At 70.6% G+C, this 24589-nt stretch carries 20 protein-coding genes, 1 tRNA gene and 2 pseudogenes; 13 read left to right on the top strand and 10 right to left on the bottom strand.

Annotated elements, in window-relative coordinates; translation table 11 throughout:
- Window positions 1-161: 161 nt before the first annotated feature.
- From ACZ407_RS22245 to nrtL, 7 genes are all read right to left on the bottom strand, one after another.
- The gene (locus ACZ407_RS22245; RefSeq protein WP_468130760.1) at window positions 162-1061 is read right to left on the bottom strand and encodes a S1 family peptidase; all 900 of its coding nucleotides are present in this window, start codon (window positions 1059-1061) and stop codon (window positions 162-164) included.
- 386 nt (window positions 1062-1447) lie between these two features.
- Window positions 1448-3478, bottom strand: a complete 2031-nt coding sequence (gene rho / locus ACZ407_RS22240) for a transcription termination factor Rho (RefSeq protein ID WP_468130758.1) — start codon at window positions 3476-3478, stop codon at window positions 1448-1450.
- Between the two features lie 442 nt (window positions 3479-3920).
- Complete coding sequence (gene thrB, locus ACZ407_RS22235; RefSeq protein WP_468130756.1) at window positions 3921-4838, bottom strand: homoserine kinase; 918 nt, start codon at window positions 4836-4838, stop codon at window positions 3921-3923.
- Between the two features lie 522 nt (window positions 4839-5360).
- Window positions 5361-6431, bottom strand: a complete 1071-nt coding sequence (thrC, locus tag ACZ407_RS22230; RefSeq protein ID WP_468130754.1) for a threonine synthase — start codon at window positions 6429-6431, stop codon at window positions 5361-5363.
- Between the two features lie 7 nt (window positions 6432-6438).
- The gene (locus ACZ407_RS22225; RefSeq protein ID WP_468130800.1) at window positions 6439-7740 is read right to left on the bottom strand and encodes a homoserine dehydrogenase; all 1302 of its coding nucleotides are present in this window, start codon (window positions 7738-7740) and stop codon (window positions 6439-6441) included.
- A 148-nt stretch (window positions 7741-7888) separates the two neighbouring features.
- Window positions 7889-9280, bottom strand: a complete 1392-nt coding sequence (lysA, locus tag ACZ407_RS22220; RefSeq protein ID WP_468130752.1) for a diaminopimelate decarboxylase — start codon at window positions 9278-9280, stop codon at window positions 7889-7891.
- A gap of 19 nt (window positions 9281-9299) precedes the next feature.
- A complete protein-coding gene (gene nrtL / locus ACZ407_RS22215) occupies window positions 9300-10544 on the bottom strand; it encodes an ArgS-related anticodon-binding protein NrtL (protein ID WP_468130750.1) in 1245 nt (414 codons plus the stop codon).
- Window positions 10545-10823: 279 nt separating this feature from the next.
- On the opposite strand from nrtL, the gene ACZ407_RS22210 reads away from it, so the two are divergent.
- The 3 genes from ACZ407_RS22210 to ACZ407_RS22200 all read left to right on the top strand — a co-directional run bounded on the left by ACZ407_RS22210 (window position 10824) and on the right by ACZ407_RS22200 (window position 14090).
- Window positions 10824-11039: a DUF6243 family protein gene (locus ACZ407_RS22210; protein ID WP_468130748.1), complete on the top strand. Its 216-nt coding sequence runs from the start codon at window positions 10824-10826 to the stop codon at window positions 11037-11039.
- A 227-nt stretch (window positions 11040-11266) separates the two neighbouring features.
- A complete protein-coding gene (locus ACZ407_RS22205) occupies window positions 11267-12163 on the top strand; it encodes a nuclease-related domain-containing protein (protein ID WP_468130746.1) in 897 nt (298 codons plus the stop codon).
- 439 nt (window positions 12164-12602) lie between these two features.
- Window positions 12603-14090 carry a hypothetical protein gene (locus ACZ407_RS22200; protein WP_468130744.1) on the top strand — a complete coding sequence of 496 codons (1488 nt, stop codon included), beginning with the start codon at window positions 12603-12605 and terminating at the stop codon, window positions 14088-14090.
- Between the two features lie 358 nt (window positions 14091-14448).
- Here the strand turns inward: ACZ407_RS22200 and ACZ407_RS22195 are convergent, their stop codons facing one another.
- The gene (locus ACZ407_RS22195; protein WP_468130742.1) at window positions 14449-15102 is read right to left on the bottom strand and encodes a DUF4145 domain-containing protein; all 654 of its coding nucleotides are present in this window, start codon (window positions 15100-15102) and stop codon (window positions 14449-14451) included.
- 970 nt (window positions 15103-16072) lie between these two features.
- On the opposite strand from ACZ407_RS22195, the gene ACZ407_RS22190 reads away from it, so the two are divergent.
- Entirely contained in the window at window positions 16073-16570 is a 498-nt protein-coding gene (locus ACZ407_RS22190; protein WP_468130740.1) for a nuclease-related domain-containing protein, read from the top strand.
- 27 nt (window positions 16571-16597) lie between these two features.
- Here the strand turns inward: ACZ407_RS22190 and ACZ407_RS22185 are convergent.
- Window positions 16598-16795, bottom strand: a pseudogene (locus tag ACZ407_RS22185) (NUDIX hydrolase); the annotation flags it as partial.
- Here ACZ407_RS22185 and ACZ407_RS22180 point away from each other — a divergent pair.
- From ACZ407_RS22180 to ACZ407_RS22170, 3 genes and pseudogenes are all read left to right on the top strand, one after another.
- Window positions 16796-17574, top strand: a pseudogene (locus ACZ407_RS22180) (replication initiator); the annotation flags it as partial. It abuts the pseudogene before it with no gap.
- Window positions 17575-17585: 11 nt separating this feature from the next.
- Window positions 17586-17759, top strand: coding sequence for a helix-turn-helix transcriptional regulator (locus ACZ407_RS22175; RefSeq protein WP_468130739.1), 174 nt, complete (start codon window positions 17586-17588; stop codon window positions 17757-17759).
- The gene (locus ACZ407_RS22170) at window positions 17756-19129 is read left to right on the top strand and encodes a tyrosine-type recombinase/integrase (protein ID WP_468130738.1); all 1374 of its coding nucleotides are present in this window, start codon (window positions 17756-17758) and stop codon (window positions 19127-19129) included. Before ACZ407_RS22175 ends, ACZ407_RS22170 begins: the two co-directional genes overlap by 4 nt.
- A gap of 238 nt (window positions 19130-19367) precedes the next feature.
- On the opposite strand, the gene ACZ407_RS22165 is transcribed toward ACZ407_RS22170, so the two are convergent.
- A tRNA-Arg gene (locus ACZ407_RS22165) sits at window positions 19368-19439 on the bottom strand.
- Between the two features lie 101 nt (window positions 19440-19540).
- On the opposite strand from ACZ407_RS22165, the gene ACZ407_RS22160 reads away from it, so the two are divergent.
- From ACZ407_RS22160 to ACZ407_RS22135, 6 genes are all read left to right on the top strand, one after another.
- Window positions 19541-20005: a response regulator gene (locus ACZ407_RS22160; RefSeq protein WP_468130737.1), complete on the top strand. Its 465-nt coding sequence runs from the start codon at window positions 19541-19543 to the stop codon at window positions 20003-20005.
- Window positions 20006-20069: 64 nt separating this feature from the next.
- Window positions 20070-20849 carry a MerR family transcriptional regulator gene (locus tag ACZ407_RS22155; protein ID WP_468130736.1) on the top strand — a complete coding sequence of 260 codons (780 nt, stop codon included), beginning with the start codon at window positions 20070-20072 and terminating at the stop codon, window positions 20847-20849.
- 562 nt (window positions 20850-21411) lie between these two features.
- Window positions 21412-21963, top strand: coding sequence for a DUF6230 family protein (locus ACZ407_RS22150; protein ID WP_468130798.1), 552 nt, complete (start codon window positions 21412-21414; stop codon window positions 21961-21963).
- Window positions 21954-22469, top strand: a complete 516-nt coding sequence (locus ACZ407_RS22145) for a DUF6114 domain-containing protein (RefSeq protein WP_468130735.1) — start codon at window positions 21954-21956, stop codon at window positions 22467-22469. The genes ACZ407_RS22150 and ACZ407_RS22145 overlap by 10 nt, the downstream gene beginning before the upstream one ends.
- Entirely contained in the window at window positions 22466-23170 is a 705-nt protein-coding gene (locus ACZ407_RS22140; RefSeq protein WP_468130734.1) for a hypothetical protein, read from the top strand. The genes ACZ407_RS22145 and ACZ407_RS22140 overlap by 4 nt, the downstream gene beginning before the upstream one ends.
- 280 nt (window positions 23171-23450) lie before the next feature.
- Window positions 23451-24401 carry an XdhC family protein gene (locus ACZ407_RS22135; protein WP_468130796.1) on the top strand — a complete coding sequence of 317 codons (951 nt, stop codon included), beginning with the start codon at window positions 23451-23453 and terminating at the stop codon, window positions 24399-24401.
- Window positions 24402-24589: the final 188 nt, after the last annotated feature.

Genomic DNA, 24589 nt, shown 5'->3' with positions numbered 1-24589 from the left:
CCCCCCACCCCCCCCCCCCCCCCCCCCCCCCCCCCCCCCCCCCCCCCCCCCCCCCCCCCCCCCCCCCCCCCCCCCCCCCCCCCCCCCCCCCCCCCGCCGGAGGTACTTGGAGGCGGACCCGATCATTCCTTATCGGGGCGCCTCACGGCAGAGGGGTGCCGTCAGTTGCGCAGCTGCGGCGCAACGATGTTCGCGTAGGTGCTGTACTTCGCGTACACCGGGTACAGGCCCTTCTGCACGCAGTTCAGGACACCCCAGGACGTAACGCCCACGACGCGGCCGTTCACGACCAGCGGGCCGCCGGAGTCACCGTTGCAGGGGGCGACGGTGGTGCGGTCGCTGCCGGTGGTCTTGTTGCCCACGCACAGCATGTGGCCCTTGATGAAGCGGTTGCCCCACACGGACGGGCTGGAACACTTCGAGTCCGCCTGGATGGGCAGGGTGGCCCGGCGCAGGTAGGTCGAGATGTTCTGGCTGGTGGAGCTGGTACGGCCCCAGCCGACCGCGGTGGCCTTGGTGCCCGGGCGGTAGGAGGCCTTGTCACCGGAGGTGGTGACCTTGATGGGCTTGGCGTGGGTGGACGCCGCCAGGGTCAGCACCGCGATGTCGTTGTCGAAGGTGCGCGCGTTGTAACGCGGGTGCTGCCACTGCTTCTTGACGCGGAAGACCTTGCCGCCGTACAGGTTGGAGCCGGAGGCCAGGCGGGTGGCGCCCGTGACGACGACGCCGTTGCGCGCGAAGTTGCGGCCGTTGACGCAGTGCGCGGCCGTCAGGATCTTGCGGGAGTTGACGACGGCGCCGCCGCAGAAGGACACCCGGCCCGGGCTGACCTCGACGAACAGCTGCGCCATGTACGGGTAGTTCTTGATGCTGGTCTTGGTGCCGCCGATGATGTACGAGTCACGCTCGGGGCGGTCGGTGCCGGTGGTGGCGCTCTGGATGATGCGCATGGCCTCGGCGTCGGCCTTCGGCGCTGCGGCGGCACCGGCCGGCGCGGCGGAGGTGGCCATCAGGCCGGCGGCGATGGCGGACGCGAACCCGGCGGCGGCAATGCGACGCACGGACGTGGAAAAGATCACTCAGACTCCCCGTGGGAACGGCTACTCGGGCACGCGGGGAAGGGATTCCGGTTCGACCCGGCTGCGGCATGAGGGCAGGAGGTCCTGCCGGCCGCCCATGAGCCCGGCTGTCGTCTGTCGTCGACAGTCCGGCTGATGTCCCCCGACGTGCGGCATGGCGATCTTATGGCGTGCTCACGCCCGGCTCCAATCAATAACGGGCATAAAGCGAGCGTAAGTTGACCCCATGACCATTCCGAGACACGGCGGTGACAAAGGAGACCTGGCCGTTATCCGGAGCGTTCCGCTTCGGGCCGGGAGCAACGACAAGGCCGCCCCGTCACTGGGTGACGGGGCGGCCTGAGACCGGGTCAGGCGGGGCCTGGGTCCTAGTCGTTGTTGTTCGACGGAGTCGTCTTCGCGATCTGCATCAGGAACTCCGCGTTCGACTTCGTCTGCTTCATCTTGTCGAGGAGCAGCTCGATCGCCTGCTGCGAGTCGAGCGCGTGCAGCACCCGGCGCAGCTTCCAGACGATGTTGAGCTCCTCGCTGTTGAGGAGGATCTCCTCCTTGCGGGTGCCCGAGGGGTCCACGTCCACGGCCGGGAAGATGCGCTTGTCGGCGAGCTTCCGGTCGAGCTTGAGCTCCATGTTGCCGGTGCCCTTGAACTCCTCGAAGATCACCTCGTCCATGCGCGAGCCGGTGTCGACCAGCGCGGTGGCCAGGATGGTCAGCGAGCCGCCGTCCTCGATGTTGCGCGCGGCACCGAAGAAGCGCTTCGGCGGGTAGAGCGCGGTCGAGTCGACACCACCGGACAGGATGCGGCCGGAGGCGGGCGCCGCGAGGTTGTACGCGCGGCCCAGGCGGGTGATGGAGTCCAGCAGGACCACCACGTCGTGACCCAGCTCGACGAGGCGCTTGGCGCGCTCGATGGCCAGCTCGGCGACCGTGGTGTGGTCCTCGGCCGGGCGGTCGAAGGTCGAGGAGATGACCTCGCCCTTGACCGACCGCTGCATGTCGGTGACCTCTTCCGGACGCTCGTCGACCAGGACGACCATCAGGTGGCACTCGGGGTTGTTGGTGGTGATCGCGTTGGCGATCGCCTGCATGATCATGGTCTTGCCGGTCTTCGGCGGGGCCACGATCAGGCCGCGCTGGCCCTTTCCGATCGGCGACACGAGGTCGATGATGCGGGTGGTCAGCACGCCCGGGTCGGTCTCCAGGCGGAGCCGGTCCTGCGGGTAGAGCGGGGTCAGCTTCTGGAACTCGGGACGGCCGCGGCCGGACTCCGGCGCCATGCCGTTGACCGAGTCGAGGCGCACGAGCGCGTTGAACTTCTCGCGGCGCTCGCCTTCCTTGGGCTGGCGGACCGCGCCGGTGACGTGGTCGCCCTTGCGCAGGCCGCTCTTGCGGACCTGGGCGAGGGACACGTACACGTCGTTCGGACCGGGCAGGTAGCCGGAGGTCCGGATGAACGCGTAGTTGTCCAGGATGTCGAGGATGCCCGCGACGGGGATCAGGACGTCGTCGTCGGCGACCTGCGGCTCGTTCGGGCCGAACTCGTCGCGGCCGCGGCGGCCACGGCGGTCGCGGTAGCGGCCGCGACGGCCTCGGCGGCCGCCCTCGTCGTCGAAGTCGTCCTGCGGCCCGTTGTCCTGGCGGCCCTGCTGGCCGCGGCCGCCCTGCTGCTGGCGCTGGCCGCCCTGGCCGCGGTCCTGGCGGTCCTGGCGGTCCTGGCGGTCGGCCTGCTGGCCGCCGCCCTGCTGCTCGTCGCCCTTGGCGGTGCGGTCGCGGCGGTCGCGCTGACCGCGCTCGCCGCGGTCGGCGCGCTCACCGCGGTCGCGGCGGTCCCGGCGGCCGCGGCCCTCGGCCGCGCCCTCCTGGGTCTGGACCGCGCCGGCCTCGGCCTTGGCCTCGGCCTGGACCGTCTCGGTCTTCGGCTCGGCCTGCACCGGGGCGGCCTGCTCCGGGCTGCCCGAGGGGGCGGTGGCCCGGCGGCGGCGGCGCTCGCCGACCGGCTGGTCGGCACCGGCCGGCTGGCCGGGGATGTCGATCTGCTGCTGGGCGGCCGGCTTCTCGGCGGCCTTCTCGGCAGCGGCCGGGGTCTCGGCGGCCTCGGTGGCGCGGGCCTTGGAGGTGGCGCGGCGCTTCGGCTTGGCCTCGGCCTCGGCGGAGTCCGCGGCCTTGGGGGCGCTGCCCCCGCCGGCCTGGGCCTCCTTGATGACCTCGATCAGCTGGCTCTTGCGCATCCGCGCGGTGCCCCTGATACCGAGGCCCGAGGCGACCTGCTGCAGCTCGGCCAGGACCATGCCCTCAAGGCCGGTGCCGGAGCGGCGTCGCTTGGGGGCGGAGCCCGCGGCGGGCGCGCTGGTGTCGACAGAGCTGTCGGCAACGCCCATCAGATCGGTGGTGTCGCTCACGAAGGGTCCTTCCCTGGAGCGGACGTCGGCCTGTCTGGCTCGGCGACCGGTTGTGCTGTCCGGCCTCGGCCCTTTTGTCTGGACCGTGCCGGGGCGGTGGTCCGCCGGAACCCGGAACGGGGTACGGCGGAGGAATTCAGTGCATGGGTTCCGGCGAGAAGCCCCCCAGCTGGAAGCGTGGGAATTACACGCCGATTCCGGAGCGTGCTCGAAACTGCCTGGCAGTGATCAAAGCAGTTGGGGAGGCTCCCGGAAGAAAGGTGGTCCCGGATGGGGACACTGAGCACCGAGCCGCAAAGGCTTCGGATGCGTACTTGAGGTTAACACTACCGGATCCAACAGACATTCCCCCTCTCACTCACCGGCAATCGCAAGACTCACCGGCGCAAGCGCTCCCGCCTGCCCTGTGCAGGAGCGCTCCGACGGTCGCCGGCCGGGCCGGTCAGGCGCCGAGCGGCAGCACGCTCGCACCCGCGGTGTCGAAGGCCAGCCGGTTGGCCGCCCAGCCCTCGCCCGCGAGCAGCGCGACCTTGTCGGCCGCACCGTTGTCGACCAGCGCGAGGACCGTGGGGCCCGCGCCGGAGATGACTGCGGGGACGCCGTCCGCGCGCAGCCGGTTCACCAGGGCGGCGCTCTCCGGCATGGCCGGGGCGCGGTACTCCTGGTGCAGACGGTCCTCGGTCGCCGGCAGCAGCAGCTCGGGGCGCCGGGTCAGGGCCTCGACGAGCAGCGCGGACCGGCCGGCGTTGGCCGCGGCGTCGACGTGCGGGACGGTACGCGGCAGCAGGCCGCGCGCCGTCTCGGTCAGCACCGGCTTCGAGGGCACGAAGACCACCGGAACGATGGAATCGTTCGGCTGCATCGTGATCGCCTTGGCGGACCCGCCGTCCATCCAGGCGAGGGTGAAGCCGCCGAGCAGACAGGCGGCGACGTTGTCGGGGTGGCCCTCGATCTCGGTCGCCAGCTCCAGCAGCGCGGCGTCGTCGAGCTTGGCCTCGCCGCCTATGGTCACGGCGCGGGCGGCGACGATGCCGGCGCAGATGGCGGCGGAGGAGGAGCCGAGGCCGCGGCCGTGCGGGATGCGGTTGGCGCAGACGACCTCGAGGCCGCGCGGCTGCCCGCCGAGCAGGTCGAAGGCCGTGCGCATCGAGCGGACCAGCAGGTGGCTCTCGTCGCGGGGCAGCGTGTCGGCGCCCTCGCCCGCGATGTCGATGTTCAGGCCGGAGTCGGCCACCCGGACGACGACGTCGTCGTAGAGCCCCAGGGCCAGGCCCAGGGCGTCGAAGCCCGGGCCGAGGTTGGCACTGGAGGCGGGGACGCGCACCCGTACGGCGGCGGCGCGGAACGCTGGACCGGCCATCGCTCGATGACACTCCTTGTGACTGGCTGCGAGATTTCGCGGCGAATGTACTGCAGAAGGTACGACATCCACAGGCCGCTGCGGGCGGAACCCTGGCATATGCAGTATCGGCACGGCATATGCGGCGGACGGATGTAAGTACAGCGTATCGAAGGAAGGTTCTGTCGCGACATAGGGCGCACAGGAGGCGCACGATGCGTGTCGGAACCCCGCTGTGCCTCTTTATCGCGTTTTCACCGCGTTTCAGGCGGCTTGGGAGGGCCTTCCGCCAGGCGGTACGCCGGCCCCGGCGCCCGCGGGGACGCCCGTACGGCATCGGTTTTCGGCCATCAATGGCCGGTTGTGTGCCGGTGTGGCCGGTCCCCGGCCCTCCGGCACGCGTCCGGACGGGCTCCGCCGCCGCCCGCAGGTTTCCCCGCGGGCGGCGGCGGCACACCCGGCCCGGCACCGCGTATGCCACCGCGTACGGAGCCGGAAGGCCCGTACGGCCCGTACGGCACCGCGTACGGAGCCGGAAGGCGGCTACGCCAGGCCCAGGCGGGCCGCGGCGGCCTCGGCGTCCACCGGAACGGTGATCGGCTGCGGAGCGCCGGCCACCGCCCAGTCGGGGTCCTTGAGGCCGTTGCCGGTGACGGTGCACACGATCTTCTGCCCCGGATCGACGAGCCCCAGCTCGGCCGCCTTGAGCAGACCGGCCACCGAAGCGGCCGACGCCGGCTCGACGAAGACGCCCTCCTGAGAGGCCAACAGCCGGTAGGCAGCGAGGATCTGGCGGTCCGTCACCTCGTCGATGAAGCCGCCGGACTCCTCCCGCGCCTGCAGGGCGTAGTCCCAGGAGGCCGGGTTGCCGATCCGGATCGCGGTGGCGATGGTGTGCGGCTCCTTGACGACCTCCCCGCGCACGATGGGGGCCGAACCCGAGGCCTGGAAGCCCCAGATCCGCGGCGTACGGGTGGCCAGGCCGTCGGCCTTGTACTCCTTGAAGCCCTTCCAGTACGCGGTGATGTTGCCCGCGTTGCCGACGGGCAGGACGTGGATGTCGGGGGCGTCGCCGAGCGCGTCCACGATCTCGAACGCGGCCGTCTTCTGGCCCTCGATGCGCACCGGGTTCACCGAATTGACCAGGGCGACCGGGTAGTTCTCGGACAGGCTGCGGGCCAGGTCCAGGCAGTCGTCGAAGTTGCCGTCCACCTGGAGGATGCGCGCGCCGTGCACGAGCGCCTGGCCCATCTTGCCGAGGGCGATCTTGCCCTGCGGCACCAGCACCGCGCTGACCATGCCGGCCCGTACCGCGTACGCGGCCGCGGACGCGGAGGTGTTGCCGGTGGAGGCGCAGATGACGGCCTTGGCGCCGTCCTCCTTGGCCTTGGTGATGGCCATGGTCATGCCGCGGTCCTTGAAGGACCCCGTGGGGTTCGCCCCCTCGACCTTGAGGTGCACCTCGCAGCCGGTGCGCTCGGAGAGGACCTGGGCCGGGACGAGCGGAGTGCCACCCTCGCGGAGCGTGACCACCGGAGTCGTGTCCGTGACCGGAAGCCGGTCCCGGTACTCCTCGATGATGCCTCGCCACTGGTGGGTGCGATTGCTGCTCATGGGTCCTTTACTCCCCTTCAACACGCATGATGCTGGCGACACCGCGCACGGTGTCGAGCTTGCGCAGCGCCGCAACGGTCCCCGAGAGGGCCGCGTCGGGCGCGCGGTGGGTGACGACGACGAGGCTCGCCCCGTCGCCGGCCTTTTCCGGATGGCCCTGCTGCCGCACGGTGTCGATCGACACTCCGTGCTCGGCGAACACCGTCGCGACCTGCGCGAGGACGCCCGGCTTGTCCGCCACATCGAGGCTGATGTGGTACCGGGTGACGACCTCGCCCATGGGGCTGACCGGCAGCTGGGTGTACGCCGACTCGCCGGGCCCCGTTGCCTCGGCGAGCTTGTTGCGGCAGACGGCGACGAGGTCGCCGAGCACGGCCGAGGCGGTCGGCGAACCGCCGGCGCCCGGACCGTAGAACATCAGCCGCCCGGCCGCATCCGCCTCGACGAAGACGGCGTTGTAGGCCTCCCGCACGGAGGCGAGGGGGTGGCTGAGCGGAATCATCGCCGGGTGGACGCGCGCGGTGACGGACTCGCCGTCCGCGGCGCGCTCCAGGATGGCGAGCAGTTTGATGGTGCAGCCCATCCGCTTGGCGGAGGCGAAGTCGGCCGCGCTGACCTCGGTCATGCCCTCGCGGTACACGTCGTCCAGCCGGACGCGGGTGTGGAAGGCGATGCCGGCGAGGATGGCGGCCTTGGCGGCGGCGTCGTAGCCCTCGACGTCGGCGGTCGGGTCGGCCTCGGCGTACCCGAGGGCGGTGGCCTCGTCGAGCGCCTCCTGGTAGCCGGCGCCGGTGGTGTCCATCTTGTCGAGGATGAAGTTCGTCGTGCCGTTGACGATGCCCATCACCCGGTTGATCTTGTCGCCGGCGAGGGACTCGCGCAGCGGGCGGACCAGCGGGATCGCGCCGGCGACGGCGGCCTCGTAGTAGAGGTCCCGGCCGTGCTGCTCGGCGGCGGCGTGCAGGGCGGCGCCGTCCTGGGCCAGCAGGGCCTTGTTCGCGGAGACCACCGAGGCCCCGTGCTCGAAGGCGGTGGTGATGAGGGTGCGGGCCGGCTCGATGCCGCCGATCACCTCGATGACCACGTCGATGTCCCCGCGTTTGACCAGGGCGGTCGCGTCGGTGGTGACCAGCGCGGGGTCGATGCCCTCGCGGACCTTGGAGGGCCGGCGCACGGCCACGCCCGCGAGCTCCACGGGCGCACCGATCCTCTGCGTGAGGTCGTCGGCGTGCGTCGTCATGATGCGCGCCACCTCTGAGCCGACCACTCCACAGCCCAGCAGCGCCACCTTCAGCGGACGCGTACGCATCATTCGACCTACGCCTTTCGTCAGAACACGGCCTGCGCCCTGCAGGCCGCTCCCCCGGCCGGGGGACATTCCCGGCCAGGTACGAACCAGTCTCACGCACTGGACACAAGTTTCCACCCTCTGTCCAGTGCGTGAGATGCCTATTTCATCATCCGAGGTCGAGACGCAGGAGATCTTCCTCCGTCTCGCGGCGGACGATCACCCGCGCCGCCCCGTCCCGCACCGCGACCACCGGCGGCCGCAGGGCGTGGTTGTAGTTGCTGGCCATGGAGCGGCAGTACGCCCCGGTGGCGGGCACGGCCAGCAGGTCCCCCGGCGCGAGGTCCTCGGGCAGGAACGCGTCGCGCACGACGATGTCCCCGCTCTCGCAGTGCTTGCCGACCACCCGGGTGAGCATCGGCTCGGCGTCGGAGGTGCGCGAGACCAGGGACACGCTGTACTCGGCGTCGTAGAGGGCGGTGCGGATGTTGTCCGACATGCCGCCGTCCACGCTCACGTACGTGCGCAGCCCCTCCAGCGGCTTGATCGTGCCGACCTCGTACAGGGTGAAGGCGGTCGGGCCGACGATGGCGCGGCCCGGCTCCACCGAGATGCGGGGGGTGCGCAGCCCGGCGGACTCGCACTCGCGGGTGACGATCTCGGAGAGCGCCTTGGCGATCTCGTGCGGCTCGCGCGGGTCGTCCTCCGAGGTGTACGCGATGCCGAGGCCGCCGCCGAGGTCGATCTCGGGCAGCTCCACCCCGTGCTCGTCGCGCACGTCGGCGAGCAGCTTGACCACGCGGCGGGCGGAGACCTCGAAGCCGGCCATGTCGAAGATCTGCGAGCCGATGTGCGAGTGCACGCCGATGAGTTCGAGGCTCTCGTGGCCGAGGGCGCGGCGGACCGCCTCGGCGGCGGTGCCGTCGGTGATGGCCAGGCCGAACTTCTGGTCCTCGTGCGCGGTGGCGATGAACTCGTGGGTGTGGGCCTCGACTCCGACGGTGACGCGGATCTGCACGCGCTGGCGGACCCCGAGCTCGGCCGCGGTGTGCGCGACGCGGGCGATCTCCTGGAAGGAGTCGAGGACGATGCGTCCGACGCCCGCCCCGATGGCCCGGCGGATCTCGGCGGCCGACTTGTTGTTGCCGTGGAAGGCGATCCGCTCGGCGGGCATCCCGGCGGCGAGCGCGGTGGCGAGCTCACCGCCCGAGCAGACGTCGAGGTTGAGCCCCTCCTCCTTCAACCAGCGGACGACCGCCTTGGAGAGGAAGGCCTTGCCGGCGTAGAAGACGTCGGCGTCCGGGCCGAAGGCGTGCGCCCAGGCGCGGCAGCGCTCGCGGAAGTCCGCCTCGTCGAGGAAGTACGCCGGGGTGCCGAACTCCTCCGCCAGCTTGGTGACTTCGATGCCGCCGACGGCCACGACGCCGTCGGCACCGCGCGTGACGGTCTTCGACCACACCTTCTCGTCGAGGGCGTTGAGGTCGGCGGGCGGCGCGGTGTAGTGGCTCTCGGGGAGCACGTCCCCGTGGCGGGGCCCTGCGGGGTGCGCGGAACGGCTCATCGTCGGTTCTCTCTTTGCTTTACAGGGTGTCGGGTGCGTCGATGCCGAGCAGGGACAGGCCGCCGGCCAGCACCGTCCCGGCGGCCTCGGCGAGGGCCAGCCGGGAGCGGTGGGCGGCCGAGGGTTTCTCGTCCCCCTTGGGCAGCACGTCGTACGAGGCGGAAAGCAGCGCATCGGCAACCACGACCAGATGCCGCCCGACCCGCTCGGGCTCCCGCCGATACGCCGCGGCCTCCAGCACGAGGGGGTACTCGGCGAGGGCGGCGCGGAGGGCGGGGGTGGGGTCGGGGGCGGGGGTGGGGGTGGGAGTGACGGTGAGGTCGGAGGCAGGGGTGACGGTGAGGTCGGGGGCGGGGGTGGGATTGGCGGCGGGGGCGGGGGTGGGGGTGGCCGAATCGTGCGCACGGGGGCCGAAACCGAGCAGGGCGGCGTTGCGCACGAGGGCGCGGGCGCGCGAGTGCGCGTACCGCACCAGGAAGCAGGGGTTCCCCTCGTCCTGCGGCAGGGCCCCGGGCCCGGTTCCCCGCACCGTCACCGTCTCCTTGCCGGCGACGGCGAGCATCAGCCAGTACGCGTCGTCCCGCCCGAGCCGCTCCACGAGATCGACGTCCCGGCGGGCCAGGGGGGCCACGTCGAGGTGCAGGGTCTGCACGGGAGAAGGAGAAGAAGAAAGAGGAGGAGGACCGACACGGGGGGACACGCCGACCGGGCCGGCCGGGTCGGCGGGGGCCGCAGGGGCCGCAGGGGCCGCAGGGGCCGCCGAGTCTGCCGGGTCGGACGGGACTGCCGGATCGGACAGCTCCGCAGGAACGGACGGGGCTGCCGTATCCGACGGGTCCGCCGGGTCCGCCGGCCGCGCCCCCTGGGCCTCCAGCAACCGCCCGACGGCAGCCCGTACGACCTCCCCGCGCAGCCCGCCCCCCTCGGTGAACCGGAAACGCATTCCGGCCAGCGCGTCGGAGTGCCCGTACCGCCGCCCCTGCGCCGCCACGAGAGCCGGCAGGTCGTCCTGCCCGCCGAGCGAGAAGTTGAGGAACCCGGGGCCGGTGATCTCCACCCCGGCGATCCCGGCCGTACCCGCGAGCCGCCCGGCCAGCACCTCGGCCACCTCCCGCGGCGGCCTCCCGGCCTCCCGCGCGATCCGCAGCGCCACGTTGCAGGCGTACTCCCCCACCCCGCCGGGCCGGGTCCGCTCGACCACGACCCGCGCGGGCACCTGTACGCGCAGCTCCCCGTCCTCGACGGCGCCACGCACAGCACGCACGACGTTCCGGGAAAGCTCTGCGGGGGTCACAGCCCCAGCCTAGGCGAGGACCCCCACCCCACCGCGAACGGTTTCGCCATGTGGTCGCCCCCTGCCCCCACCAGCCCGAATGCCGCGGGCCGGCAAGCCGCCGGCCCTCCCCCGGACCGGGTAACGTCATCGCCATGTTCTCCACACCCGGATGCCGAGTGCGCGCGTGACGGCCCCCGGCCGAGGCCCGCACCACCGCATCCGCGGATCACTGCACGAGACCACTGCACATCACGACCGGGAGAACCCGTGACCAAGAGCAAGAACATCAACAACCCCGTGGGCCAGGGCGGCGGCCAGCGCAAGCGCCAGTCCCGCACCGAACGCCAGAACAACGGCCCCCACCGCAACCTCGACCGCAAGACCGCCGCCGACCAGAAGGCCGAGCTCCTCCGCAAGATGCGCGAAAAGACGGCCGCCCCGGACCCGACCACCCAGCCGTCCGACACCCCCACCGAAGACTGACCCACCGCCGCCCTGGCCGGCCCGTGGACAAAGGCCCCGCCCCCCAGCGCTCCCGCTGGGGGGCGGGGCCTTCAGCCGTTCTCGGCCATTCCCGGCCGTTCCCGGCCGTTCCCGGCCGTTCCCGAAGTCCGACCCCACGCCCGGAGGCCTTCTTGTGGGGGGGCTGCTTGTCCTGTTGCCATGTTCAGTGGGGACGGCCAAGGCTGAGGGGGGCTTGTGGGGGGCTTGTGGGGGAGCTGACGGTCAAGGCGTGGAAGAGGTACGGGCGCGACCGGCTGTACGTGAATGCAGCCGATGGCGGCGAGGTGGCCTGGTTCGATCAGGTCAGCGGGCATCTGGAGTTGAAGCGTCCGGAAATGCAGGCAGAGGTGTTGAAGGCGCTCGTTCGGTACGTGCCGAAGGAGGGCGGCACGAACGCACCCCCGGCGGGGAGGGCTTCGAAGCCCGTTTTTCAGGCGCCACCTCCCCCTCCCCGCCCTGCGCTGCCTCCCTCGCTACCGCCCTTGGCCGACGCGGACGATCTGGCGCGGCACAGGCCCGGTGAGGCTCTGAAACGGAAGCTGGACGCAGAGGGGCCCGGGCCGGCTCGGCGGATGCTCGACGTGGCGCTGCGGCGCCCGTCGGAGATGGACAGCTGGCGCAAGGGCCTGGTGGGAGAGCGGAAGGTCGGGAAGGAGCTGCGGCGCTTCCTGGGGCACGGCTGGGAGGTCTTGCACTCGGTGCCGTTGCCGCCGCAGCACGACATAGATCACTTGCTGATCGGCCCCGGCGGGGTGTTCACCTTGAACACGAAGAACTTCCGCGGGCGGAAGGTCTGGGTCGGCGACGACGTCGTCAAAGTCGATCACGGCCCGGGGCACCCCCTCCCGAAGAAGGCCCGGCGGGAGGCCGAGCGCGCGGCCGGAGTCCTGACGGCGCACTGCGGGTTCCCGGTTGACGTGACCCCACTCCTGATCTTCGTACAGCCGGCGGCGGTCGACTTCGCTTCGCCTCGGCAGAAAGTGCAGGTGTACGACGACCGGAGCCTGGCGGCTCTCGCACACCGCAGCGGAGTTCTGGACGCCCGGAAGGTGGAGCACATCTACTCCGTGGCCCGGCACCGCCAGGCGTGGCGGGATGCGTGAGACGGACCCGGCGGACCGAGGTCCTGCCGACCAGCCAAAGCGACCCCCGCCCGAACCGCACGGACCTCGCGCCTGCACAACCGCCCCCAGGTTCCCCCAGCAGCACCCGCCCCACATACACCAAGACCCCACCCCCAGCGTTGCTGCTGGCGGCGGGGTCTTTCGGCACTTCTCCCGAAGTGCCCCCGGCAGGATTCGAACCTGCCACACGGCTCAGGAGGGGCCTTGAGCCTCACGCGTTTCAGCAGGTCACAGCCTCACGGACTGAGCATGCGCTCCGGTCAGTCCATGAATAGGCCGCGCGCGGTGTCAGAGCGTCGCTTTGCGCCACTGCTGCTGGCCGCCTCCATCCAACCCTAGACCAATCGGGTGTTTACAGAGGGTTACCGTGCGGGTAGGCAGAGGCTCTGTCGCTCAGTCTGATCAATCAGGGGGGCTCATGCGCGTTTCGGAGTACTACAACCTCGGCCGCACGCAGGGGACGCTTGACTTTGTCGACGTCGACACCGTGAACGACGTGCCCGTCTACGTGGATCCTGGAGCGATCCGGCACCTGGCCGATGACTGGGGCAAAGAATGCCTCATCATGCTGACCACGTTCTTCGACAGCGTTCTGGACGCGGTTAGGCATGGAGACAAAGGCCGATCGACCCACCTCCTTGGCAACCTCGGAGAACCCAACGAGACGCATCTCGGAATCTCGAAGGGAAAGAGCGCAGGGAGGGGGTTCGGGCAGAGGATGGGGGTGGAGTTCGCGGAAAAACTGGCCGCGAGCGAGGCTGCCAAGTCCGGCCTTATCGAAGACCTGGAAGACACTTCCTTCTTCTTGGACAAGGTCGACAAGGACATAATCTCGGACATCACGACGAACATCATCCGAGGGCCCCTAATCAAGTACACGCAGCAGATGGCCGCAGTGCATGGGATCCCGCTGGAAGAGGGGATCGCCAGTGGCGCAGTGTGGAACCCTCAGACGTGCAAATGGGAACAGGGTTATGTAAAGCTGCCTGTGGCTGACGGCGCGAAACTGCTGCTTGTCCCAAAGGTAATTGTGCGCCGATCTATGCACTCTTCTCGCGGTGACTACTTTCGCAACCACCTGGTGCCTGCCCTTCAAGCGGAGGAGGAAGGGAAGGTGGGTAGCAGTCTTGTTCGCACCCTTAAGGACGGCTCGAAAAAGGTCTACAAGAAGGACATCGAAGAGTTTTATGGATCTTCGAAGGGTGACCTAATTCGAGAGACGCTTCAGCGGCCCGACGTCTATGCGCACTACAGGGACCTGAAAAAGAAGGTGGCACCAGAGCCGATCTCGCACGAAGACCTCAGTGAGGTCAGCAATACGCCCCTGCCGGACTATGAAGCCCTCCTTGGTAATGTGCTCAGCACGCCGACTGGGCCGGCGGAAGCAAACAACTACCACCATAGGGTCGGGGCCCTCCTGAGCGCACTCTTCTATCCTTCTCTTGCCATGCCGGAGCTAGAAGAGGAAATCCATGGGGGGCGGAAGCGGATCGACATCTCGTACACGAACCTGTCCCGATCTGGATTCTTCCGATTCCTGCCACTTCATAAGGTCGCGTCGACGTATGTTTACGTGGAATGCAAGAACTATGGTGGCGACGTCAGCAATCCGGAGATGGATCAGCTGTCCTCCAGGTTTTCTCCACTCCGAGGTCAGTTCGGGATTCTAGCGTGCCGGGCTTTCAAGGATAAGGAGCACTTCCTCAGTAGGTGTCGAGACACGGCCTTGGATCACCGTGGCTACGTCATCGCGCTTGACGATGAAGATCTCAAAACACTGGTGAAGGACGTTCTGGAGGCGATCAACTGGACTCCGGCAGACCCGCCGCCGGCGGAGCCGGAAGTCCCGCCGCAGGTACACGACTACCCCCTGCTGTATCGGCGCTTCAAGGCGCTGGTCAGCTAGTTGTGACCAGCCCCCGTCTCGCGGTATGGCCTAGGTGACCGATCCTTCAGGCCGGCCACAAGTGACGCCCCCGCCGCCCTGACCTGTGGCCGGGCGGCCGATCAACGCGCTGACCAGCGGCTGAGCCGCCACCAGTTGTCCTCGTTGGTCACTAACGAGCGCCCTCCCACGGCCCAGAGATGGCCCGGGAGGGCGCTCGATTGCTGCGCGTCTGTTCCGTAGCCCGGTCAGGGCCGTCATTCCGGCCGCTTCTCGGCTCCTCCGAGCCGCCAAGGCTCAATGCCGGTTGCAGCGGTTGAGGTGCGCCGACCTTTCCGGGGGCGGATGAGAGCCTGAGCCCTCATCAGCACCCATGTGGTCACTCCCTGGGCTGCGTCCCGGACGCTGCCATGGGCGCTTCCGTAGGCGACGCGCCGTCGGCTTGGCGCCGTGCTCGTTCGAGCCTCAGTTGTTTGCGACGGGCTACCCGAGCCGGTGACTGAAATACCTCTTCAAGAATTTCGTCCATCAGCCCGAGGATCTCGAAGGCAGTGGCCCCATCGACAGGCTCTGCCGTGAGATCTCCGTGTGCGACCTCATTCCCGCCGAATCGCACTTCGTGGGCCGCCTCCTTCACATGCTCCCTGATGTACTGCTGAGCAAAAAGGGCATCGATCTTGTTGGCCAGTGATCCACTGGTGATCCCTTTAGCCTTTGCCGTGGCTTCAACCACGGACCGCGCCAGTGCTACTGCGGCTCGGTTCGCCCTGATTGTTAGGCACTGGTGCGCCTCAGTCGCAATGCCAGCGATGGGCTCAGGCACATCGGGAAACTCCTTGCGTCCGGCCTGATGCGGTAGCCAGAACGAAGAGTCATCGACGTGTACCTCGTGGCCGCTGCCGTAGGACTTACGCTTGCGGACTCCAGTCGCAAGACTCAGGCGTCCGCAGCCATCGCACTTGAAGGCGATGTGTACAGGGACAGCTTGCCAATCGTCATAGGACAACTCAATCGGTTCGTGCCAAGGAGTCATGTGACAGCGGACGTTGCACCAGCCGCACGTCCTGCTCACGCTTGAGGAGCTCGCCATGGCGGCAAGCGTAGATCGGATAGGAGCCACAGCCGTATGTTTTTCGGACGTTGGGCCCCGGAGCGCTGGGATCGACGCGGATCGCGCTAGCCACAGGGCGCCCTGCTGTCATCCCCACCACGAACCGGCCGGCAGACGCAGGACGGGCCCCGGTCATCCCGGAGTCGGTGCGCCCCCGCCGGAGGCATCCATCTGTGACGGGGAGCCGACGGCTCAGGCCGGGTTCACCCACATCAAGCCCTCAGCCCATTGGCGCGCGGCCGGCGGTCCGGGCGGGAGCGGGGCGGAGACAGGAGCGCAGGCCCGGGGCGACGGGCGCGCGACGCCGCCTTGGCGGCGGAAGCGCCCTTGATGAAGTAGGGGAAGTTTGACCGCATGCTCTGAGGCCTTCTTGTCGGCCGGCGCTCGGGCTGTTGCCATGTTCTGTGGGGATGGCTGCGGCTGAGGGGGGTCTGTGGGGGATCTGACGGTCAAGGCGTGGAAGAAGCATGGGCGGGACCGGCTGTACGTCAATGACTCGAATGGGAGTCTGGTGGCGTGGTTCGACCAGGTCAGTGGGCATCTGGAGTTGATCCGGCCGGAGTTGAAGGCTCAGGTGCTCAAGGCGCTTGCGCAGTACGTGCCGCCGGATGAGGCTCGGCCGAACGGCCACAGCTCTGCTGGGAAGGTTGTGAAGCCTCCGTCTGGGTCTCCTCCCCCGCCCGCCTCTCCGCCTCGGCCGGCATCGACGCCGCCACGGCCGCAGACACCGCCTCCGCCCCGACCCTCGTCACTGCTCGCGCTGCCGCCCCTGGCTGCCGAGGACGACTTGGCCCGCAACCGGCCCGGGGCCATGCTCAAGGACAAGTTGGATGCCGAGGGGCCAGGGCCGGCTCGGCGGCTCCTGGATGCGATGCTCCGACGTCCTCCCAAATTGGAGAGCTGGCGCAAGGGGCTAGAAGTTGAGCGGAAGGTCGGGAAGGAGCTGCGGCGCTTCCTCGGGCACGGCTGGCAGGTGCTGCACTCGGTCCCGTTACCTCCGAAGCACGACATCGATCACCTGCTGATCGGGCCCGGCGGAGTGTTCACCCTCAACACCAAGAACTTCCGCGGACGGAGCGTCTGGGTCGGCGACGACGTCATCTCAGTGGATCACGGGCCGGGGTACCCCATCCCCCGGAAGGCCCGTCGGGAGTCCGAGCGGGCGGCAAAGGTCCTGTCCGCGCACTGCGGGTTCTCGGTCGCCGTGAACCCCCTGCTCGTCTTCGTCCAGCCGGCAGCGGTCGAACTCGCCTCGCCCCAGCAGAAGGTGCGGGTCTACGACGAACGCACCCTCGCAGCCCTCGCCCACGTCAACGGAGTGCTCGACGCCCGGCAGGTGGAACAGATCTACGCCGTGGCCCGGCACCGCCAGGCCTGGAAGGGCGCCTGAGATCAGCTCGAAAGTCGGCCTGGATCCCTAGCTGGCCTGGATGAGCCGGCGCCCGTCGTGGCTCCGTACGTGGGGCCCGGCTCCATCCAGCGCGTCCAGTAGGCGCACCGCGAAGACCTCGGCCATGCGCTCTGCGACTTCGTCGGGGGTGAGCCAGGCAACGGCTGTGGACTCGTCGGAGGTGCGTTCCGTGCCGCCTGTCGGGGTGCGGCGGAAGACCAGGGACGCGAACTCAAGGAGGATGCACGCATCTCCTTCGGGAAGGTGGCCGAGTTCCAGAAGCGCGGTGCGATCCACTTTCACGCCGTGATCCGACTGGACGGGCCGGGCGGTGCTGTTACTCCGCCGCCCTACTGGGCCAGCACCCACCTGCTCACCGAAGCGATCGGGCCGCCGTCGCCCACACGTACACGGCCCTCACGATCCCGGCCGCCGGCGACCAGTCCACCCGCGTCCTGCGCTGGGGCTCCCAGCTCGACATCCGGCCCCTCAAGGCCTTCGGCGACGGCTCCGACATCACCGAACAGGCCGTCGCCTCCTACGTCGCCAAGTACGCCACCAAGGCAGCCGAGAACACCGGCACCCTCGACCGACCCATCGGCAACCGCGAGGCACTGGTCCTCCTCGATGTCCCCGACCACACCGCCCGCCTCATCGAGGCCTGCCTCGACCTGGACGCGCTCTACCCGGACCGCCGCCTCGCCGCCTGGTCGCACATGCTCGGCTTCCGCGGCCACTTCTCCACCAAGTCCCGCCAGTACTCCACCACCCTCGGTGCCCTCCGCCAGACCCGCGCCGACTACCGGGCCGCCCAGGAACAGCACACCTGCGACGCCGAGCCGGACACCGTCCTCGTCCTCGCCTCCTGGCAGTACGCCGGCCACGGCCACACCCCCGGGGAGTCGGTCCTCGCCGCCACCATCGCCCGGGACATCCAGCTCAACCGCCAGACCGCACGCGAAGCCATGAAAGACCTACTCGACCAGGAAGGGGGCACGGCGTGAAGGACGAATTGATGACGACGGCAGAGGTCCTTTCCGAGCTGAAGGGGATCTCGCGGCTGACCTTCTACCGGTGGCGGGAGCTGGGCAAGGCACCAAAGGCCTTCACGCTGCCGAACGGTGAGCTGCGGTTCTGGCGTTCCGACTTCCACGCCTGGCTGCGGTCCCGGGAAGGGGCTGCCGCGTGAAGACCACCGATGTGCGGATCTGGGCGATCCGCGTCAAGCCGGGTGCTCGCCCGTCGTACGAGGTGCGGTGGAAAGTGGCCGGTGCTCCCTTCTCGCGGACGCGCCGGACCAAGGCGCTCGCTGACAGCCTTCGGTCGAAGCTCCTGCGGGCCGCGCGCGATGGCGAGGAGTTCGACACCGACACCGGGTTCCCGGACTCGATGGCCGAGAAGAAGTCGGCGCTGACCTGGTACGCCTTCGCCCTGCGGTACCTCGCGATGAAGTGGCCGCACGCGGCGCCGGACACCCGCGACGGGATCAACGAGTCCTTGGCGTCCGTCACGGTGGCTCTGCTCGCCGACCGGCGCGGCCGGCCTGACGCGCGTCTCCTGCGGTGGTCCCTGCGGAACTGGGCCTTCGTGCTGCCGAGGCCTGACGAAAGTGAGCTCCCGCTCGACGTCGCCGAGGCGCTGCACTGGGTGGCCAAGGCATCGCGGCCGCTGACGGACCTGGCCGACCCGGTGAATGCCCGGATGGTTCTGGACTCCCTGAAGATCAAACTGGACGGGACCACCGCCGCGGCCGAGACCGTGCAGCGCAAGCGGCGCACGCTCGTCAACGCGCTCCACTACGCCGTGGACTGCGGCGAGTTCAAGGACAACCCGTTGGCCGGGGTGCGCTGGCAGAAGCCGAAGATCGCGAACGAGGTGGACCCGCGCGTCGTCGCCAACCCGGTGCAGGCGCGTTCCCTCCTGCACGCCGTCTCGTACGTCGGCGGCTACCGGCGGGCCCGCGGCCGGCGCCTCGTGGGCCTGTTTGCGGTCATGTACTTCGCCGGCCTCCGGCCCGCCGAGGCGGTCGGCCTGGCCGAATCCGATCTCACGCTGCCCACCTCCGGCTGGGGCGAGGTACTGGTTCACAGGACCCGTCCGAGCGTCGGGAAGCGGTGGACGGACTCGGGGCAGAGCCACGACGACCGCGGCCTCAAGAACCGCCCCGTCGCCGACGTGCGTCGGGTGCCCGTGCCGCCGCAGCTGGTGTCCGTGCTCCGCGAGCACCTGGAGACGTTCGGGACCGCTTCGGACGGCCGGCTGTTCTTCAGCGAGGGTGGCGGCGTGGTGTCCTCCTCGACCTATTACCGGGCGTGGCAGGAGGCCCGGGTCCTGGCCCTGCCGCCCTCGACGGTGGCCTCGCCGCTCGCGCACCGGCCATACGACCTGCGGCACTCGGCGCTGTCCACGTGGCTGAACGCGGGGGTGGATCCGACCGAGGTGGCCGAGCGTGCCGGCAACAGTGTGGAGGTGCTGCTGAGCCGGTACGCGAAGTGTCTCGACGGTCGGCAGGAGGTGGCGAACCGGCGGATCGAGGACCTACTGAACGAGTACGAGTGATCTTCGCCTAAGCCACGAGTGATCTTGTGGTGGCGACGACGTCACGGCCCCTGGGAGCGTCCCGGGGGCCTTCTCGTTTTCCCGGGCTGAGCTGGGCGGATGCGGTGCGGCCCATCCCGCGTATAGGCCGCAGGGGCTGTCACACCGCAGCCTACGGTGGCACCCGGCTGCACATACGCGAAGACCCCGTCCCCAGCGTTTCTGCTGGTGGCGGGGTCTTTAGGCACTTCCTGCGAAGTGCCCCCGGCAGGATTCGAACCTGCGCACACGGCTCCGGAGGCCGTTGCTCTATCCCCTGAGCTACGGGGGCGTGTCGTTCGTCTTGCGGCGACGGGTAGAACCCTACCAGCTTCTGGGGGGTGATCAGGAACGGGTTTGGGAGGGAGTGGGGGGCGGGGTCGCCCGGAGGGGGTGGAAGTGGGGAAAACCCGGACGCGGGGGCGGGGGCGCACCTACTCTCGAGTTGTGCCAGGCGCGTCTGGCCGGGTGCTTGTTGTCGACGACAACAAGGTCATCCGGCAGCTGATCAGGGTCAACCTCGAGCTGGAGGGCTTCGAGGTCGTGACCGCGAGCGATGGTGCCGAGTGTCTGGACGTGGTGCACGAGGTGCGTCCGGACGTCGTGACCCTCGACGTGGTCATGCCACGGCTGGACGGGCTCGGGACCGCGGCCCGGCTGCGGTCGGATCCGCGGACCAGCCATCTGCCGGTCGCGATCGTGAGCGCCTGCACCCAGTACGAGGTGGAGAGCGGGGTCGCCGCCGGGGTCGACGCGTTCCTCGCCAAGCCCTTCGAGCCCGCCGAGCTGATCCGGCTCGTACGGCGGCTCATGGAGCGGGAGAAGCGGGCGGCGCAGACCGAGAGTGCCCACGGGTAACCCCCCGGGTCCCGGTTTCCTTCCGGGCCGGGTGACCGGCTGGTAACGCTCTAGACTCGCGCGGATGGGCATGGCGGGTGGGGAGTCGGGGGCGGCCGGCGGGCGGTGGTACCGGCGGGGGGAAGTGGCCGAGGCCGCCGGGGTGAAGGAACGGAACCTCCGGTACTACCAGGAGCGCGGGCTGCTGCCGGCGCCGCGGCGGGAGGGCCGGGTCGCCTGGTACTCCGAGGACCACCTCGCGCGGCTGCGGCTGATCGACGACCTGCTGGGCCGCGGGTACACCGTCAATGCGATCGGGGAGCTGCTCCAGGCGTGGGAGCGCGGCGGGGGGATCGGCCCGCTGCTGGGGCTGGAACGCGCCATGACGCGGGACTGGCAGCGGGAGGATCCGGTCAGCATGCCGGTGTCCGAGCTGCGGGAGCTCTTCGGGCCCGGGAGCACGGCGGAGGACGCGCGGCGGGCCGTGGAGCTCGGGTACCTGACCGTGGACGGGGACACGGTGACGCATCGCAGTGCGCGGCTGCTGGAGGCGACGGTCGCGCTGGCGCGGCAGGGGGTTCCGGTCTCGGAGATCCTGGACGCCGGGGAGTTCCTGCAGCGTGAGGCGGCTGCGGTGGCGGACCGGTTCGTGGGGCTGTTCCGGCGGTACGTGATCGGCAGCGCGGGGCTCGAAGGGCTGTCCGCGGGGCGGCTGGAGGAGGTGGCCGAGGCCGTCGCGGCGCTGCGGCCGCTGGCGGCCGAGGTGGTGACGGCCGAGTTCGCGCGGGCCATGGCGGCCCGGGCCACCGCCGAACTGGAGTTGCTGCTGCGGCCGTTGAGTGGTGGCGAGGCGGACCCGGAGTAGGCCGAAAGCGGCCGTTCCGACAACCTTGCCAACCGTCATTGGCACTCATACGTTCAACTCGTCAACGCGCCAACTCGTCGGTAACCGGGCGGGTGTTGGGCTGTTGGGGGTGTTGGGGTTGGAGGCGGGTGGATGCCGGGCGAGGGGTTCGGCGGCCGACCGCCGACTGGCCGACCGCCGACTTACCGACCGGCCGACCGGCCGACTGCGGCGGTGTGCCCGACCCCGCTCGTCCCGCCTCGCCGCCCGGCCTTTGCGCCACGCGCCATGCACCACGCGCCACTCGTAGTTCGCCGCTCGTAGTTCGCCGCTCGTCGCTCCGCACGCTGCTCGTCGTACGTGAACTCCGCTCCGACCTCGCTTCGACCGCCTCGAAGCCTTCGGCAAGGGACATGTCGCCATGCAGGAAGCCCAGTTACCGCCCGAAAGAGAACCCGACCCCGGAGCCGCGCCGGAAACCGCGCCGGGGGCCGCCCCGGAAACCGTCGCCGAGCCAGACCTCGCCGCGTCCGTCGCGGACGTGGTCGGGAGGGTCCGTTGGCGGCGGTTCGCCGTGCTCACCATGCCCGCGCTCGCCGTGACCGCCGCGCTGGGCATCGCCCTCGCCAACGGTGCGCTCGCCGCCTCGTTCGCCGTCTCCGGGCAGCAGTTCAAGGTGTCGGCGGACAGCCTCACCGGCTCGGGGTTCGCCCAGTACGGGAGCATCGACGCCAATGCCCGGGAGGAGCTCATCCCGGTCGCCGTGACCGCCATCAAGAAGGCCGAGCTGCACAACCTGTGCCAGTCGGTGGTCACCACCCTCCCCGTGATCGGGGACATCTCCCTCAACCTCAGCGCGGGCCGCAAGGCGCCCGTCGAGGCCAGTGACCTGTTCGTGGACGCGACCCAGCTCTCGGGCGACGCCCTGTTCCGGAACATCGAGATCGGCCGGGACGCGTCCACCCTCGACAAGGGGCCGACGGACGCCCAGGGCATGCAGGACCTCTTCGGGCAGCAGGCCGACGAGGTGTCGATCACCCGCCTGCACCAGACGGCCTGGGCCACCAATGCCGGAACGTTCAAGCTGAGCGGCCTCAACATGACCGTCGCCAAGGGCAAGAAGGAATGCTTCTGACCGCCCGGGCGGGCGCCGGGGCCGGGGCCGGGACCTCGCGACGGCGGTGGCGACCGCGGGGGCGACGGCCGGGACCACGGCTGCCGCAGCAGCCGCAGCGGCTGCGGTCCGTTCCCGGCGCGGCCGCCCGCGGCTGGCGGCGGTGGCGCCGCAGCCGGCCCTTCTGGGGCGGGCTGCTCACCGTCCTCGCCGGCCTGGAGATCGCCGTCCTGCCCCTGGCCCCGCTCAAGGTCATGCTCCACCAGGGCGTCGCGGGCATCCCGTCCGTCCTGATGGCGGCCATCATGATCGTGATGGGTCTCGCGGGCTGGTTCGCCCCGCACCACCGCTCCCTGGCGGGCATCGTGACCGCCCTGCTCGCCTGCGCCGCCCTCGTCCTGTCGAACCTGGGCGGCTTCCTGATCGGGACCGTCCTCGGCATCGTCGGCGGCGGTCTGATGTTCGCCTGGCGCCCGCTCCCCACGGCCGCGCCCGCTCCCCCACCTCTTCGAGGAGAACCGTCATGACCGCACGTGCCCGCACTCCGTTGACCCGTACGCCCCTCACGCACGCCCCCTCGGCGCCCCGTACGCGCCTGGCCCTGGCCGCGCTCGCCGCCGCCGGGCTGGCCCTCGGCGGTCTGGCCGGGACCGCCGCCGCGCAGAGCCCGCTCGCGGGCTCGACCACCGTCACCCCCGCCGGCCACGCCTACAAGGCCACGCTCACCGGGAAGGCGACGCTGAAGGCCGGCTCCGTCACGGTGACGTGCTCCGTCTCGGCCGCCACCGGCTCGGTGCCGCAGGCACCCGCCAACCACAATGCGGCCGGCCCGGTCGCCAACACCCTCTCGGCGCCGACGTTCACCTCCTGTACGACGAGCATGCCGGGGGTCTCGGCCACCGTGACCACCAGCGGCACCTGGTCGGTCTCGATGCAGAACGGCGCCCCGGTCGCGGCCACCATGACGGTGCCGACGGGCGGTCTGGTCGTCCGTACGAGCGGACTGGCCAGCTGTACGGTGACGGCGGCCCCGACCGGTCCGGCGGCGGCCACCGGCACCTGGACGAACGGGGCTCCGTCCTCGCTGGCGTTCGCGGGCGCGTCCGTACCGGTCAAGGTGGTCGGCGGCTTCGGGTGCCCGACCAGCGCGACCGCGTCCTCCTTCACCGCCGCGTACCTGGTGACCGACACGACGGATCCCTCGCAGCAGATCACCGTGGGGGCCTGAGGCCGCGGGCCCGGCCGTGGCCGTGGCCGTGGCCGTGGCCGTGATAGCGGCCGTGAGCTGGGCCGGGCTGGGCTGGACTGAACTGGACTGGACCGGGCTCCCTGTCGTACGCGTGACCGGCCCGTCGTCCCCTCCGGGGCGGCGGGCCGGACCCGTGGGTGGATCATCCGACGAGAGGGGTTGGGCGATCCCATGGACCTGGCGGCGAAGCGGCCGCCGTGCCCGGATGCGGGCATAGGGTCGGGACGACCAGGTTCTTCTGTCAGGAGGGCGGCGCGTGATGCGGGAGCTCGTGGAGACGGCGCGGCAGTGGACGGGCGAGGGGCGGGGGGCCTTCCTGGCCCGGCCCGTCACCGAGCAGGGGTTCGGGCCGCGGGAGCCGGGAGGGGCCGTGCTGGTCGATCCGCGCGGTGCCTGCGCGGGCAGTCTGTACCGCGGGGTGTTCGACGCGCAACTGGTGGCCGAGGCGGCCGCGGTGCCGGCCGGGGACAGCGCGCGGGTGTGCGAGGTGTCCGTGCACGGGAGCGAGGCCGAGGCGGCCGGGCTGACCTGCGGCGGGCAGGCCGAGATCCTGCTGCAGCCGCTGGAGTCCGTACCGGCGGAGTGGTGGGCGCTGCTCGGCGAGGGCGCCGGGGCGGCGCTCGTGTCCCGGCTGGACGAGCCGGGCCGGCAGGTCGTCAGCACGGTCGTACGGCCGGGCCGGGCCGCGCAGTCGGAGGCGGAGCAGCGGGCGCTGGAACTCCTCGGGCGCCACCGGGCCGGGCGCGACGCGCAGTGCGGGGACGGGGACCAGGGGCTGGTGCTGATCGAGGCGCTGCCGGCGGACCCGTTCCTGGTGATCGGCGGGCGCGGTGAGCTGGCCGGTCTGATCGAGGCACAGGCGCGGCTGCTGGGGTGGCAGGCAGCGACCACGCTGGACGCGGCGGAAGCGGTGAAGCTGCTGGGGGCCGGGCGGGGGTCGGAGTGCCTGGTGATGCTCAGCCACGACCCGGAGTTCGACGTGCCGACGCTGCGGACGGCGCTGCGGGGCGGGACCCCGTACGTCGGTGCGCTCGGCTCGCGCAAGACGCAGGCGCGGCGGCGGGACGGCCTGCTGGCGGCGGACGTCGCCGAGGAGCTCCTGGACCGGATCCACGGCCCGATCGGCCTCGACCTGGGTGCCCGCAACCCGGCGGAGACGGCGATGGCGATCTGCGCGGAGATCCTGAGCAGCCTGACGGCCGGGGACTGAGCGTCCCCGGCCTGGACGGGGCGTCCGTGGCCTGGACGGGGCGTCCGTGGCCTGGACGGGGCGTCCCCGGCCTGGACGGGGCGTCCGTGGCCTGGACGAGCGGCCGTGGCCTGGACGGAGCGTCCGTGGGTGGACCGGGCGTCCGGGGCCCCTGGGTGGGCCGAGCGTTTCCGGCCGGGCGGCCCTGG

This window comes from Streptomyces sp. NPDC030809, assembly GCF_055572195.1.
The sequence above is the reverse complement of the archived record's forward strand: the minus strand, read 5'-3'. Positions and strand labels throughout refer to the sequence as shown.

Coding starts and splice junctions, on each gene's coding strand:
- lysA (WP_468130752.1), bottom strand. CDS start 9,280: ATGAGCCGTTCCGCGCACCCCGCAGGGCCCCGCCACGGGGACGTGCTC.
- ACZ407_RS22225 (WP_468130800.1), bottom strand. CDS start 7,740: ATGCGTACGCGTCCGCTGAAGGTGGCGCTGCTGGGCTGTGGAGTGGTC.
- ACZ407_RS22135 (WP_468130796.1), top strand. CDS start 23,451: ATGCGGGAGCTCGTGGAGACGGCGCGGCAGTGGACGGGCGAGGGGCGG.
- thrC (WP_468130754.1), bottom strand. CDS start 6,431: ATGAGCAGCAATCGCACCCACCAGTGGCGAGGCATCATCGAGGAGTAC.
- ACZ407_RS22200 (WP_468130744.1), top strand. CDS start 12,603: ATGCGCGTTTCGGAGTACTACAACCTCGGCCGCACGCAGGGGACGCTT.
- ACZ407_RS22145 (WP_468130735.1), top strand. CDS start 21,954: ATGCTTCTGACCGCCCGGGCGGGCGCCGGGGCCGGGGCCGGGACCTCG.
- thrB (WP_468130756.1), bottom strand. CDS start 4,838: ATGGCCGGTCCAGCGTTCCGCGCCGCCGCCGTACGGGTGCGCGTCCCC.
- ACZ407_RS22175 (WP_468130739.1), top strand. CDS start 17,586: ATGACGACGGCAGAGGTCCTTTCCGAGCTGAAGGGGATCTCGCGGCTG.
- ACZ407_RS22155 (WP_468130736.1), top strand. CDS start 20,070: ATGGGCATGGCGGGTGGGGAGTCGGGGGCGGCCGGCGGGCGGTGGTAC.
- ACZ407_RS22150 (WP_468130798.1), top strand. CDS start 21,412: ATGCCCGCGCTCGCCGTGACCGCCGCGCTGGGCATCGCCCTCGCCAAC.
- ACZ407_RS22140 (WP_468130734.1), top strand. CDS start 22,466: ATGACCGCACGTGCCCGCACTCCGTTGACCCGTACGCCCCTCACGCAC.
- ACZ407_RS22195 (WP_468130742.1), bottom strand. CDS start 15,102: ATGACTCCTTGGCACGAACCGATTGAGTTGTCCTATGACGATTGGCAA.